The 13,733-nt window shown below is 71.8% G+C and carries 13 protein-coding genes and 1 other RNA gene; 6 read left to right on the top strand and 8 right to left on the bottom strand.

All coding sequences use genetic code 11. The features are described 5' to 3' along the window. Positions 1-286: 286 nt before the first annotated feature. A complete protein-coding gene (locus OG524_RS10580) occupies positions 287-1,723 on the top strand; it encodes an RNB domain-containing ribonuclease (protein WP_405809969.1) in 1,437 nt (478 codons plus the stop codon). On the opposite strand, the gene OG524_RS10575 is transcribed toward OG524_RS10580, so the two are convergent. From OG524_RS10575 to OG524_RS10565, 3 genes are all read right to left on the bottom strand, one after another. Then, a complete protein-coding gene (locus tag OG524_RS10575; RefSeq protein ID WP_405809968.1) occupies positions 1,674-2,534 on the bottom strand; it encodes a hypothetical protein in 861 nt (286 codons plus the stop codon). The two genes, OG524_RS10580 and OG524_RS10575, sit on opposite strands and share 50 nt — an antisense overlap. Then, positions 2,501-4,129, bottom strand: coding sequence for an IS200/IS605 family accessory protein TnpB-related protein (locus OG524_RS10570; RefSeq protein WP_405809966.1), 1,629 nt, complete (start codon positions 4,127-4,129; stop codon positions 2,501-2,503). The genes OG524_RS10575 and OG524_RS10570 overlap by 34 nt, the downstream gene beginning before the upstream one ends. Before the next feature lie 211 nt (positions 4,130-4,340). Beyond that, complete coding sequence (locus OG524_RS10565; RefSeq protein ID WP_405391175.1) at positions 4,341-5,081, bottom strand: MerR family transcriptional regulator; 741 nt, start codon at positions 5,079-5,081, stop codon at positions 4,341-4,343. Positions 5,082-5,240: 159 nt separating this feature from the next. Between OG524_RS10565 and OG524_RS10560 the strand changes: the two genes are divergently transcribed. Then, positions 5,241-5,783, top strand: coding sequence for a TetR/AcrR family transcriptional regulator (locus OG524_RS10560; RefSeq protein WP_405809964.1), 543 nt, complete (start codon positions 5,241-5,243; stop codon positions 5,781-5,783). An 18-nt stretch (positions 5,784-5,801) separates the two neighbouring features. Next, positions 5,802-6,203: RNase P RNA component class A (gene rnpB / locus OG524_RS10555), an RNA gene on the top strand. Between the two features lie 301 nt (positions 6,204-6,504). On the opposite strand, the gene OG524_RS10550 is transcribed toward rnpB, so the two are convergent. Then, positions 6,505-6,897: a contact-dependent growth inhibition system immunity protein gene (locus OG524_RS10550; RefSeq protein WP_405809962.1), complete on the bottom strand. Its 393-nt coding sequence runs from the start codon at positions 6,895-6,897 to the stop codon at positions 6,505-6,507. Between the two features lie 181 nt (positions 6,898-7,078). On the opposite strand from OG524_RS10550, the gene OG524_RS10545 reads away from it, so the two are divergent. Both OG524_RS10545 and OG524_RS10540 read left to right on the top strand, forming a co-directional pair. Beyond that, entirely contained in the window at positions 7,079-8,953 is a 1,875-nt protein-coding gene (locus OG524_RS10545) for a serine/threonine-protein kinase (protein WP_405809960.1), read from the top strand. Continuing rightward, positions 8,947-9,423 (top strand): GNAT family N-acetyltransferase, encoded by a 477-nt coding sequence (locus tag OG524_RS10540; protein WP_405391193.1) that lies wholly within the window; start codon positions 8,947-8,949, stop codon positions 9,421-9,423. The genes OG524_RS10545 and OG524_RS10540 overlap by 7 nt, the downstream gene beginning before the upstream one ends. Positions 9,424-9,452: 29 nt before the next feature. Here OG524_RS10540 and OG524_RS10535 read toward each other — a convergent pair whose 3' ends face one another. Then, on the bottom strand, positions 9,453-10,022 hold the full coding sequence (locus OG524_RS10535) for a GNAT family N-acetyltransferase (RefSeq protein WP_405809957.1): 570 nt from the start codon (positions 10,020-10,022) through the stop codon (positions 9,453-9,455). A gap of 43 nt (positions 10,023-10,065) precedes the next feature. Further along, positions 10,066-11,517 (bottom strand): MFS transporter, encoded by a 1,452-nt coding sequence (locus OG524_RS10530; RefSeq protein WP_405391195.1) that lies wholly within the window; start codon positions 11,515-11,517, stop codon positions 10,066-10,068. 104 nt (positions 11,518-11,621) lie between these two features. Here OG524_RS10530 and OG524_RS10525 point away from each other — a divergent pair, with 104 nt between their 5' ends. Then, positions 11,622-12,233, top strand: coding sequence for a TetR/AcrR family transcriptional regulator (locus tag OG524_RS10525; RefSeq protein ID WP_405391196.1), 612 nt, complete (start codon positions 11,622-11,624; stop codon positions 12,231-12,233). On the opposite strand, the gene OG524_RS10520 is transcribed toward OG524_RS10525, so the two are convergent. Continuing rightward, positions 12,131-12,739: a hypothetical protein gene (locus tag OG524_RS10520; RefSeq protein WP_405391197.1), complete on the bottom strand. Its 609-nt coding sequence runs from the start codon at positions 12,737-12,739 to the stop codon at positions 12,131-12,133. The genes OG524_RS10525 and OG524_RS10520 overlap by 103 nt on opposite strands. 85 nt (positions 12,740-12,824) lie before the next feature. Beyond that, positions 12,825-13,679, bottom strand: a complete 855-nt coding sequence (locus tag OG524_RS10515; protein ID WP_405391198.1) for a PhzF family phenazine biosynthesis protein — start codon at positions 13,677-13,679, stop codon at positions 12,825-12,827. Positions 13,680-13,733: the final 54 nt, after the last annotated feature.

The raw sequence follows: 13,733 nt of genomic DNA, 5'->3' as shown, positions 1-13,733 counted from the left end.
CCCGGCGGCGCGGGAACCCCTCGACAAGGGTACGGGCCGCAAGCGCCACGCCCGGTGCCTGCCCGTGTCCGGCCGAGGGGCGGTCCGGACCGGGCCGGACGCCGGCAGGTCCGTCGGCGGGCACGCCGGGGACACCCCGCCCGGACCGGGGACGGCGACCACAACTCGCCCCGCCCGCTTGTGGCCGCGCAGGGACGGCGGCCACATCCCGCCCGGTCCACCCCGGCCGTCCGCCCCCGCCCGGACCGGGATGCCGACCGCACCGCCCCCGCCTACGCTCGGTGGCATGCCCCGCCGCCAGCTCCACATGACCGGCGCCGCCGACAGCCTGCGGGCGGCCCTGCACGCCCTGCGCACCGAGCTCGCCCTGCCGGCGGACTTCCCGCCCGATGTCCTCGCCGAGGCGGCCGACGCCGCGAGGTCCCCGGACCTGTCGGGCCACCGGAACGCCACGGACCTGCCGTTCTTCACCGTCGACCCGCCCACCTCCAGGGATCTCGACCAGGCGATGCACCTGGAACGGCGCCCGCACGGATTCCGGGTGCACTACGCCATCGCCGACGTCGCCGCCTTCGTACGGCCCGGCGGGGCACTGGACGCCGAGGCCCACCGGCGGGTGACGACCCTGTACTTCCCCGACGGCAAGGTCCCCCTGCACCCGGCCACCCTCTCGGAGGGCGCCGCCGGCCTCCTCCCCGGCGAGACCCGCCCCGCGGCCCTGTGGCGGATCGACCTCGACGCCGAAGGCCGCCCCGTCTCCACCGAGGTGAGCCGCGTGCTCGTACGCAGCCGCGCCAAGCTCGACTACGCGGGCGTCCAGCGGCAGATCGACGCGGGCACCGCAGAGGAGCCGCTCGCCCTGCTCAAGGACATCGGCCTGCTGCGCGAGGAGCAGGAGACCGTCCGCGGCGGCATCTCGCTCGACGTCCCCGAACAGGAGATCGTCGAGCGCGACGGCACCTACGGCCTCGACTACCGCGCGCCCCTGCCCGCAGACGGCTGGAACGCCCAGATCTCCCTCCTCACCGGCATGGCGGCCGCCCGGATGATGGCGGACTCGGGCACCGGCATCCTCCGTACGCTGCCGGTCGCCCCCGACGGCGCCGTCGCCCGGCTCCGGCGCACCGCGCAGGCCCTGCGCATCGACTGGCCGCACCACGTCCCGTACGCCGAGGTCGTGCGCTCGCTCGACCCGCGGAAGGCCGGCCACGCCGCGTTCCTGGAGGAGTGCACCACCCTCCTGCGCGGCGCCGGCTACACCGTCTTCGAGCACGGCGACCTCCCCGACCCCGCCGTGCACGCCGCCGTCGCCGAGCTCTACACGCACTGCACCGCGCCGCTGCGCCGCCTCGTCGACCGGTACGCCGCCGAACTGTGCCTCGCGGCGACCGCGGACCGGGAACCGCCCGAGTGGGTGCTCCAGGCGCTGCCCGGCCTGCCCGAGGAGATGGCGGAGGGCACCCGTCGCGCCAACACCGTGGAGCGCGAGTGCGTCGACCTCGTCGAGGCGGCACTGCTCAAGGACCGGGTGGGCTCGGTCTTCGACGGCTACGTGATCGACGTCGAGGACGACCGCCCGGCCGTCGGCACCGTCCACATCGAGGACCCCGCGATCGTCGCCCGGATCGATTCCGACGCCCCGCTCCCGCTGGGCGAACGCCTGCGGGTGCGGCTCACCCAGGCCGATCCGGGCTCGGCGAAGGTGCGGTTCGCACCCGTGTGAGCGCGGCGACGGCGGCACGCGGGTCGTCCGCGTGGAAGCGGACGGTGTGCACCGCACCGGGCTTCCCCAACGGCCGTACGAACGCGACCGGACCCGTGAGTTCCACGGTCACCGTGGTCTGGCTGCCCACGGACAGGTCGAGTACGCCGTCGGGGTGCAGCAGGACCGACCGGCCCTCCGGGTAGCGCCGGTCCACCCGGACCCCGGCGACCGCCGACGCGGGGATCCGCAGATCGAACAGCCCGCCGTGGCGCAGGCGCAGCGAACCGTCCTCGCCCACCACGTGCGGCCGGGTCACGCAGGCCGCGTGCAGGGCGAGGAGGAGGACCACCCCGTACACGTCGACCACGAGCAGCACACGGTGCACGACCGGCCAGGGGATCAGCAGGGCCAGCATCACCGTCTCCACGAGGGAGACGAATACCAGCCCGTACATCATCGCCGTCTGAGGCCCGGTGTAGGGGACGGCCACCGCACCCTCCGGGACGCCGTGGCGGCGGCGCAGCAGCCACAGCCCGAGACTGTGCAGGGCCCGCACCTCGTGCGCCACCAGCCGCCGGACCGGCACCGGGACCAGCGTCCGCAGTGCCGCCCGCAGCGCGTTCCGGCGTCCCGCCCCCGCCCGCCTCCCCGCCGCGTACAGGGGCCACAGCGTCACGGCCTCCACCACCAGCACGGCGAGCACGAGGGCCTCGGCGCCGAGGAGGACGGCGACGGGTATCCGTACGCCCGCCACCAGGCAGACCGCCAGGGCCAGTTCGGCGGGCAGAACCGTTCCTAGCCAGTGTGCATGAGTGAGTCCTGGACCCACTGGTGCGTTCTGGGCGCATCCCGAACGGTTTTGGGTGCGCTGGGTCGCCGCTTTCGCGTCCCGCTCGGTGACACGCCTCCGGGGGCGTGGTCCGTTGCGGGTGGGCGGGTTCCCTCACGCCCTCGTCCACCATGATCGGCCTGGACGGTCCGATGCCCGACACGATCACTCCGGTCGTGTGGGGGCGGTGCCGTCCGACGCCGGATCGGGTGTCCGAGGGCGCGTCGCCCGATCGCGATACCGGCGGCATCGTGACGGGACATCTTCCGGTGCGGGGTGGTCAGTGGTTTCTGCCAGTGCTGACCGCCCCACATCGAGGTGTAGGCCGGATCGACCGCGATGATCGCCAAACCGTGTCCGGCGGCCATGGAGACGAGCCGGGCCTTGAGCTTGCCGGTGGGGATGCCGGAGATCAGCTGCCGGAACCGTTTCCTGCGCCCGTGCTTCTCCCGCGTCTTCTCCGCACTGAAGTCGAGGTCCTCGATCGCGATCACACTCACACCGGTTTGCCTGGCCCAGTGCAGGAGGCGGGTCAGGGCATGGCGCAGTTGCGCGTCACGGTGGGGTGCGGTGCCGGTCAGGTTGTAGCCGAAGCGGTGGGGTTCGCCGACCGGGTTGCCGTGCGGGTCAAGGCGGTAGGCGGCGAGGTGGTCGGCGTTGGTGTCGACACCGACCACCCCCTTGGCCCGGGCGGCCTCCCACCCGATGGTCTGGACGGTGGGGCGTTGCCAGGACGCGGTCAGGTACCAGCGGCCCCTGGCGGTGTCGTAGTGGATGCGGTAGGCGACCGCCCGGTTACCTTCAACACGGTCAGCCCATTCCACACCCCGATGCGTGAACGCGATGGTGGAGGTGAGCGTGTAGCGGCCGTGCTTGGCGTTGGCCAAATGAGCCAGTGGTGCGGGCAGTTTGATGCTGACCTGGCCGTCCGGCGTGACGCGGATCGTCTCGTTCCCGTACCGCTTCCCCGACTCACCATCTGCCGCCAGGAACCACCGCTCAGCCTCCCACCGCCCCCGCCACTCACCCTCGGTCAGCCCCGCCTCGGCGAGGTGGTGGCGGGTGTTGAGGAGCCGTTTCCCGCCCCGCACGATCCGTACCCGACCGGCCTGCCAGTCCGCCACCGCGGCAGCGTGCCGGGCTTCCAGAGCCTTGAGGCGGCGGGACTTGTGGAGCCACTCACGCCTGGACCGGTAGCCACCCGGGGCACGTTTGGTGCCCTTCGCCCCGACCGGGAGCGACAGGCGGTGCCGCAGCGTCCTGATCCCGGCATCGAGGCTGCGGATGTGCGCGGCCTGGCAGCGCCGGGCGAGCGCCCACTGATCATGGCTGGCCTTCGTGATCGCCCCGGCGATCCTGGACGACGACTCCTTCGTCAGTTCCCGCTTCCGCGCGGCCCAGGATTCAGCACCGTGATTCAGACCACCTGCGCACCGGACCTTCAGATCACGCGAGGCCAGCGCCCCCTGATGCGCGCCGACCGCCCGCAGAACCTGTACGTCGTGCGGGGTGAGGTGTTTGAGACGGTCCCGGACCGCCACCCCCGAGGGGCCCGGGGCCACGAACGGCACCGCCAACTCCCGCACAGCACCCACCACCACACCTCCGCCCCCAGCACCGGTCCAGCCCGTCACCCGGCACAACGAACCACCACCACCAAGGTCACCCATTCGACCCCGAAACATTCATTCCCACCCTCACTCACCGCACCGCTCGACTCACTCACAGGTGCTACAGCTCACTCATACACACTTCAAAGGCAACAGCTCACAACCCCCCACGCCGCCGCGCGTGCGATCCGCACACTCATCGCGTCCCCCCGGCCAGTCGTGCGGCCATCGCGGCCATCATCCGGCGCACCACCTCGGCCTGAGCCGGTGCGTAGTCGGCCAGCAGCGCCTCCCCGAACCCCGACCGGACCGGTCCGCCGGACGGGATCGCCTCCAGGAGACCGGCGGGCACGGCCGCGACCAGGTCGGCGACCAGCGGGGCGATCCGGGGATCGTCCACGGGCGCCGTGGCCAGCTCGTCCAGCCGCTCGTACAGGACCAGGACGGCGGGGTCGTCGGCCATCGGCCGCAACGCGGCGTACACCTCGGCGGCGCCGTCCGCGCCCTCCAGCAGCGACAGGTGCTCCAGGTCCTTGGCCGCGGTGGGGGAGTCGGTGGCGGGCACCGCTCCGAGCAGCTCGGCAAGGGCCGGGGACACCGGCTCCCGGCCGTTCAACGGCCCGTCCATCAGCCGGGCCAGCTGCCGCCGCCGCTCCCCGATCTCCCGCTCCTGGCGGGCCAGATCGGCGTCCAGCTCGCCCAGCACCTCGACGAGTTCGCGCCCGGCGTCGTCGGCCACCACGTCCCGCACCTCGTCCAGACCGAGACCGAGCTCGGTGAGCCGCCGGATCCGGGCCAGCAGGACCGCGTCCCGGACGCCGTACGCCCGGTAGCCGTTGGCCCGGCGCCCCGGCTCGGGCAGCAGACCGACATGGTGGTAGTGCCGGATCGCCCGGGAGGTGACTCCGGCGAGCGCGGCGATCTCTCCGATACGCATGAGGCCAGTAGAAACCCTGACGCTGCGGCAAGGTCAAGGTCCCCCGGTGACCGGCTTGTCCCCTCTCGTACGATCACCTCTTCGGATACGGACCGCGTACCGACGCCGTCCCGGCACCGTCCCGACTCCGTTCCGCCCTCGTCCGAAGGAGGCTCACGCATGAGTGACCTCGCCACCGTCCCGCCGACAGGCCGGCCCCGGCAGATCGTCGCCGCCGCACGCACGCTCCTGGAGGACGAGGGCGCCGAGGCGCTCACCATGCGACGGCTGGCCGACCGGGTGGGAGTGAAGGCGCCGACGCTCTACAAGTACTTCCCGGACAAGTCGTCGGTGGTGACGGCGCTGGCCGGCGAGATGCTCCGCGAGACCGCCGAGGTGCTTCGGGCTGCGGAGTACGAGGCCCCCGGCTCCTTCGCGGGCCTCGCCACCGCCTACCGGACCCACGCCCTGGCCCACCCGCACCTCTACCTCCTCACCATGGGCAGCGCCGTCCTGCCCGTGGGCGCGGTGTACGCCGCGGCGGCCCCGCTGTTCCGGGCGGCGGGCGGCGACGAGAACCTGGCCCGGGCGGCCTGGGCCTTCGCCCACGGGATGGTGACCCTGGAACTGAACGACCGCTTCCTTCCGGGCGCCGACCTCGCGGCAGCCTGGGAGGCGGGCATCGCGGCCTTCGCGGTCCGGGACAGGGAAGGCGCCGGGTAGCATGGACGACACGGCAGACGAGCCGGGCGGACGGCCGCGTGAGGATCCTCGGATCCTCCCGAGGAACGTCCGGGCTCCACAGGGCAGGGTGGTGGCCAACGGCCACCCGGGGTGACTCGCGGGACAGTGCCACAGAAAACAGACCGCCCGGGACCTCGGTCCCGGGTAAGGGTGAAACGGTGGTGTAAGAGACCACCAGCGCCTGAGGTGACTCAGGCGGCTAGGTAAACCCCACCCGGAGCAAGGTCAAGAGGGACCGTCGCAAGACGGTCCTGCGCGAACGTCCGAGGGCTGCTCGCCCGAGTTCGCGGGTAGACCGCACGAGACCGGCAGCAATGCCGGTCCTAGATGGATGGCCGTCTCCCCGGCCGCCGCGAGGCGACCGGGTGACAGAACCCGGCGTACAGCCCGACTCGTCTGCCCCTAAGGGCTGCTGACCAGCGAAAGTACAGGTCAGGGGCTCTATTTGCGTCTCGAAGGGTACTGCTGGGCCCCGGTCCACACCGGTTCCAACGGCACCACGCGGCTACGTACGGAGCCATGAAGGCAGCCATTCCTCGTGGGGCCGGAGATGGGGTGTCGGCGGGGCCGGGAAGCGCCCCGGCCAGGTGCTTGCCTGATCAGGGGCCTTCTGAGGTTCCCCTGGTCTGAGCGGCGAAGCTGCCTCACTCCTTGTAGCTCGACCTCAGGGATCTCCACGCCGTCACCGTGCGGTGTTCCATCAAGCCAGGAAGCGGTCGGCCTTCTGCCGCAGGTCAGGGGGCAAGCCGGTCAACTCCGAGACGATCATGCGAAGGTCTCGGCCGAGTCCGGGCAACTCGGCCCAGACCGACGGGTTCCCGGTGAGGACCGCGGACAGCAGATCACCTTCGTACATGTGCCCCTCTGCCATGGGGTTCTTCCGCAGTACCGCCAGTGCCAGGGGCAGGAGGTGGGGCAGACCTATGTCCTGCCCGATCAACAGGCGCATGTCCTCGACGGTCAGCTCGCCGATCGGCCGAAGCCGCAAGGCGTGTGCGGTAGCGACAAGACGGGTGTCGTCGGCCGACGGGGCCGGCCAGCGGGTGCGTTCAAGTTCTTCCAGGGCGCGGTCACGGTTCCGGGAGCGCGTCACCGATCGATTGTCCTACGAGTCGGACGCCTCCGAGCGCATCAGCGGACGCATCGAATTCCGAAGGCCGGCAGTCCCCGGGCGTGCGCCGGGGGATGGCTCGAACACCTCCGCCCGGCTGCTCGTTCGCGCCCTGACGCAGCGTCTATTGTTGCTCACCACAACAGCACAAACAGGGGGTCGGATGGACAGCGACGGCATGCGCATCGGTCCGGACACAGTGATCGCCGACCGCTACAGGCTGCAGAGTCAGCTCGGGCGTGGCGGGATGGGAGTGGTCTGGGAGGCCCTCGATACGCGGCTCGACCGGAAGGTCGCGGTGAAGGGGCTGCTGTACCCCGGGGCCGTGACGCCGGATGCCCAGGCGCAGTGGGTGAACCGGGCGCGGCGTGAGGCCCAGGCCATCGCCAGGATCGGGCATCAGAACGTGGTCGCCGTGCACGACGTGATCGAGGACGGCAACCAGGTCTGGATCGTGATGGAGCTGCTCAACTCGCGCTCCCTGGCCGACCTCCTGCGCGAACAGCAGCAGTTGTCCGTGCCGCACGCGGCACGTATAGGGCTTCAGGTGCTGCGCGGGCTGACCGCCGTGCACGAGGCCGGGGTGCTGCACCGGGACGTGAAGCCCCACAACATCCTGTTCCGGCCCGACGGGCGCGCCCTCCTCATGGACTTCGGGATCGCCACCTTCGAGGGTGCCGTGCAGGTGACCCGGTCGCACGAGATCATCGGGACGCCGCAGTACCTCGCACCCGAACTCCTCAGCCGCAGCGCCGCGCAGCCCCACCCCGCGACGGCCGCGTCCGACCTGTGGGCGCTCGGCGTCACGCTCTACGAGATGGTCGAGGGCAGGCGTCCCTTCGACGGGGCGACCAGCTACGAGGTGCTCATCGCCGTACGCGAGTCGCCCGTGCCGCCCATGAAGTACGCCGGGCCGCTCGCCGCGCTGGTCGAGGCGCTGCTGCGGAAGGACCCCCTGCTCCGCCCCGACGCCGTCGAGGCGGAGCGGATGCTCCAGGCCGTCACCCGGGACATGCTCACGCTCGACCCGCCGGCCACCCAGCGGCCCGCGGAACCCGCCCGGCAGGACCCGCCTCCTCCGGCTGGCCGCCCCGAGGTGCCCGGTCGCGGGCGCCGGGGCAGGTGGACGGTGCCGGTGGCCGTGCTCTGTACGGCACTGCTCGCGGGCGGGGCATGGTTCGTCTGGGGGCAGCAGGACGGGACCGGCACGAAGGGCGACGCGGGGTCCGGCAAGGGGACGACGGGCGGGAGCGAGGCGCCGCCCCTGTTCAGGGACACGCACGCCGTGCTGCGGATCGGCGTCAAGTCCGACCAGCCCGGACTGAGCGTGGAGAGCAAGGGGACGTTCAAGGGCTTCGAGGTCGACATGGGCATGGAGATCGCCCGGCACCTGGGCTTCGACGACGACCAGGTGACCTTCGTACGCGTCAACTCCGGTAACCGGAGCGACTATCTGAAGGAGGCCGACCGGGTGGACATCGTGCTGGCCTCGTACAGCATCAACGCGGAGCGCGAGAAGAAGGACGGCGTCATCTTCGCCGGTCCCTACTACCAGGCCCTCAAGGGGCTCCTGGTGCGCAAGAACAGGCCGTACAACGACATCAGCGACCTGCAGAAGGATTCCAGCGCGAAGGTCTGCACCGCCAGGAAGTCGGTCTACGAGGCCTGGATCAAGAACGAGGGCATGGCCGACCAGCAGGTGCTCCGGCCAGGCTTCGAGGACTGTGTCAAGGCGTTGCTGGACCCCAGGACACCTGTGTACGCGGTGGCCACGGACGACGTCATCGTCGCGGGTCTCGCCGACAAGTACTCCGACAAGACGAAGGCCCTCGACAACATCGAGGGTGACACGGAGGGCTACGGTGTCGCGATGGACGCGAACGAGACCGGCCTGCACGCGGAGGTGTGCGGCGCGCTGGGGGAGATCATGAAGTCGTCCGGCGGAAGCCGTTCGCAGTGGGCCGGTCTGTACGACCTGCATCTGAAGCCCGTCATGAAACAGCCCGCGCCGGGCGAACCGAAGCTGACGAAGTGCTAGGACCCGTGGCCGGAGACGGCATACGGCTGCGCACCGCGACGCCCGGGGACGCGGAGGCCGTCACCCGGGTCTTCCTGGCCTCGCGCGCGGCGGTCCTGCCCTACCTCCCCCGTGTGCACGGCGACGAGGACACACAGGCCTGGATCACCCATGTCCTGCTGCCCGGCAGCAGGGTGTGGGTGGCCGAGGACGCGGAGGGGGAGCTGCTGGGGTTCGCCGCCCTGGACGGTGACGAGCTCGACCAGCTCTATCTGCGGCCCGACGCGCTGCGGCGCGGCATCGGGTCGCGGCTGCTGGACCGGGTCAAGGAGGCTTCGCGCGGGGAGCTGAGCCTGTACACGTTCCGCCGCAACACCGCCGCCCGCGCCTTCTACGAGCGGCACGGATTCGTCGCGGTCGCGTACGACGACGGCAGCCGCAACGAGGAGAAGGAACCCGACGTGCTGTACCGGTGGACGTCGGACCGCTGACTGGAGGCCGGCGGCCGGGGCCCGCGTGCTCAGCCGCCCCCGGCCACCGGGCGGTCCTCGTCGAGCCGTGCGTACATCACCATGTCCCGGCGCCGGTTGCCGATCCGCTGCCAGCCGCGCAGCAGCCCCTCGCTCACGTACCCGGCGCTCTCGGCGGTCCGCGCCGACGCGGTGTTCCACGGTTCGACGAGGAACTGGACGCGGGGGATGCCCAGCTCGTGCAGGGCCCAGGTGGTGACCGTACGGAGTGCCGCTCCCGATACCTCCTGCCGCCGGGCCGGACCGGTCATCCAGTAACCGACCGTCGCCCGGCCCTCCGCGGCGTCCCTCAGCCAGAGTCCGATGGAGCCGACCGGTCGCCGGTCCCGGGTGCGGACGATGGCGAACGGGTATCCGGCACCGGTCTCCGCCCTCTCCCACTGGCGCCGGACGAACGCCTCGGCCGCCTCGTCCGAGTAGGGCGAGGGGATGGTGGTGATCAGCGGGATGTAGTCGTCCGCCGCCGCCTCGCGTACGAGGGGCAGGTCGCTCATCTCCCAGGGGCGCAGGACGAAATCGGGTCCGGCGGTCATGCTGGGGACGATCAGGGGCTGTGCCATGGCCCTCATCCTGTCGCGGACGGGCCACGGAACCGGGCCCGACTCACCCGGCGGAGGTCCGTCTGCCGGGCCGGCCGAGGAAGGCTCCGGCGAGCAGGGCACCGGCCAGCACGAGTGCCGAGTTGACGAGCACCGCGGCCGAGACGCCGGACAGCACCGCGTCGGGGCCCGTCGCCGTGCCCATCCGCGCGGTGACGACCGCGCTCATCACCGGGATGCCCATCGTGATGCCGACCTGCTGCGTCATCGTGGCGAGCCCGGTGGCCAGGCCCTGTTCCTCGTCGGGGAGTCCCGAGGTGGCGGTGACCATGAAGCCCACGATCATCAGCATGTTGCCGACACCGCCGACGAAGGTCGCGGCCAGCAGGAGCTGGATCCAGCCGCCGGACGTGCCGAGCGCCACCAGCGAGAGGGTGGCGGCGGCCTGGACGACACCGCCCAGGACGATCGTGCGCCGGTTCCCGAAGCGGCCCACCGCACGGCCGCCGAGCATGCCGCCGATGACGGTCCCGACGCCCAGGACACCGAAGGCGAGGCCGGTGGCGAGCGGCGAGTAGCCCAGGACCTCCTGGAGGTAGAGCGTGAGCAGGAAGACCAGGGACGTCTCGGTGACGAAGGCGATCAGCCCGGTGGCGTTGCCCCAGATGACGCTGCGCCGTTTCAGGATGTGCACCGGGACCAGGGGTGCCGCCGCCCGCTTCTCGACGAACCAGAAGGCGACGAGGAGGGCCGCGCCCGCGAGCAGCGCGGCCAGGGTCGTGGGCGCCAGCCAGCCGGACTCACCGGCCTGCGTCAGCCCGTACACGAGGAGCAGCAGACCGCCGGTGACGGTCGCGGCGCCGGGCACGTCGAGCTTCGGGCGGGTCGCGGGCCGGGAGTCGGCGATCACGGAGGGGGCAAGGGCCACGACGAGTGCGGCGACGGGAACGTTGACGAAGAAGGCCCAGCGCCAGGAGAGCAGATCGGTCAGCAGCCCGCCGAGGATCGCCCCGGCGGTGAAACCGGCCGACATCAGGGCGCCGTTGAGGCCGAGGGCGCGTTCGCGCAGCGGGCCCTCCCTGAACGCCGTGGTGAGCAGCGCCAGTCCGGCCGGGGTGACGGCCGCGGTGGCCAGGCCCTGCAGCACCCGCGCGGTGAGCAGCACCTCGGGGGAGGTGGCGAGGCCGCCGAGCACGGAGGACAGCCCGAGGGCGACCATGCCGCCGATGAACAGGCGCTTGCGGCCGACGAGATCGGCTGTGCGGCCGAACAGCAGCGTGAATCCCGCGGCGGCGAGCGCGAAGGAGGTGGCGATCCACTGGAGGTGCGAGAGGGAGAAGCCGAGCCCCTCGCCGACGGCGGGCAACGCGACGTTCAGGATGGAGAAGTCCACGGCGATCATGAACTGTGCGCCGAGGAGGAGTACGAGGACGAGCTTCTGGCGTCCGGTCATGCGCGGGAGGGGAGGGGCTGGGACCGGGGGAGCGGCCGGAGGTGCCGTGCGGGACGTGGACATGGTGAGCCCTTTCCTGAAGGCGAAGCCGCTAACGGGTCCGTGGTTCCGTTAGGGTGGAGTCACCGTAGCAGGGCTGAACCGATTAATGGAACTGGAGACCCGTTATGGATGTCGAGGGAGCGGAGCCGGGCATGGTCCGGCCCGGTGGGCGCACCGCCCGGGTACGCGAATCCGTCCTGCGGGCGGCCGGTGACGTGCTGGTCGAACATGGATTCGACGGGCTGGACCTCGCCGATGTGGCACGCCGCGCCGAGGTCGGCAAGACGACGGTCTACCGGCGCTGGGCCGGCACGGCCGGTCTGGTCGCCGACCTGCTCACGGACATGGCCGAGCAGTCCGTACCGCGTACGGACACGGGTTCCCTTGACGAGGACCTGCGGGCCAACGCCCGGCTGGTCGTGCGGACCCTGACCGACCCGCGGCAGGGTGCTCTCTTCGCCGCGGTGATCGCCGCGGCCACCTGCGACTCCCGCACGGCCGAGGCGCTGCACCGCTTCTACGCGGTGCGCATCGCGGAGTGGGCGGGCTGTGTCGACGCGGCGGTCGAGCGCGGCGAACTGCCCGCGGGCACCGACGCGGGCGAGGTGATCAGGGCCGTCTCGGCCCCCCTCTACTACCGCCTGCTGGCCAGCGGCGACCCGCTCGACGAAGCCACCGCCGACCGCGCGGCGGACGCGGCGGCTGCGGCGGCACGGGCGGGCGTGTACGTGAGCTGAGGGGGGCGCCGGTGTCGCGGGGCCTTCACCAGCGGTTGTTTCTCTTCGACCTGGAAGGCGACGAACCAGCGTCCCCGGTCAAGACGTACTGTCGCGGACAGGATCCGCATGCTGCCCGCGTCGATACGTGCGCGCAGGTCGGGGCGGTGCTCGTGGAGGCGGACCGTTCCGATCCTGGGCAGGGTGACGTGTCTGCCGTCCGCCTTGACACGGATGGTGCCGGTCGTGAACCGGCACGCCGGGCGCGCCTTCCGCTTCGACTTGAAGCGGGGAACACCCACCCGCGCTCCCTTGCGCTTACCGCTCTTGGACTTCGCGTAGTTGTCGAACGCTGCCGAAGCATTGGCCAGGCCGGTGTAGGCCTCCTTGGAGTTTTCCTCCCACCAGTGGGCGAAACGCGGATCGGTGCGCTCGGCCTCGTCGAACGCCTTCCGCAGCGACGGCAGCGACCACGAACGCCACGGCGTCAAATCCTCCTCCGGGACCCCGTACGAGGCCTCGGCCATGCGCTGCCACCACACCGCAGTGACATGGGTGACCGCCCAGTTGTACGCAGCCCGCGCCGCACCCGCATGTCTGCCCCCGCGCCGGTCAGCCGATACGGGTACCCGTGCCGCTCACCCTGATCCGGGTGTCGTCCGGGCGCAGTTCCACCGTGAGGGTGCCGGGGCGGCCCATGTCCGCTCCCTGGTGCAGGGTCAGGACCGCGTCGTCCCGGACGATGCCGCGCTCGCGCGCGTACGCGCCGAAGGCCGCGGCCGCCGCGCCCGTGGCGGGATCCTCGACCACTCCGCCGACCGGGAACGGGTCGCGGACGTGGAAGACGGTCTCCGACTCGCGCCGCACCAGCTGGAGCGTGGTCAGGTCCAGGAGGTGCATCAGCGCCTCCAGGCGGGCGAAGTCGTAGTCCAGGTCCGCCAGTCGCTCCCGGGTCGCGGCGGCCAGCACCAGATGGCGGGCACCCGCGTAGGCGATGCGGGGCGGCAGTGCGGGATCGAGGTCGGCGGCCTGCCAGTCCAGCGCGGCCAGGGCCTCCGCCAGATCGTCCGGGGCGATGTCCGTGACATGGGGCTCGACACTGGTGAGGGTCGCGCGGAGCTCGCCGCCCTCCTGGACGACGGTGACCGGCACCTCGCCCGCACGGGTGCTGAACACCAGGTCGCCGGGGCCGTCGCGTTCGGCGAGGGCGATGGCCGTCGCGACCGTCGCGTGGCCGCAGAACGGGACCTCGGCCTTGGGGCTGAAGTAGCGGATCGTGTACCCGCCCCGGCCGTCCCACGCGGTGAGGAAGGCCGACTCGCTGTAGCCCAGCCCGGCGGCGACGGCGAGCATCGCCGCGTCGTCGAGCCCGGTGGCGTCCAGGACGACCCCGGCCGGGTTGCCCCCGTCGGGGTCGGCGGAGAAGGCGGTGTAGCGGAGGACCTCGGTGCTGGGCAGTCGACTCATGCGCACGTCAACCGAGGTGCCGCCGCGGGCATTCCCCGGCGGGTCCGGGGAAGA

The organism is Streptomyces sp. NBC_01520 (assembly GCF_045040375.1).
Taxonomy (GTDB): Bacteria; Actinomycetota; Actinomycetes; order Streptomycetales; family Streptomycetaceae; genus Streptomyces.
The sequence above is the reverse complement of the archived record's forward strand: the minus strand, read 5'-3'. Positions and strand labels throughout refer to the sequence as shown.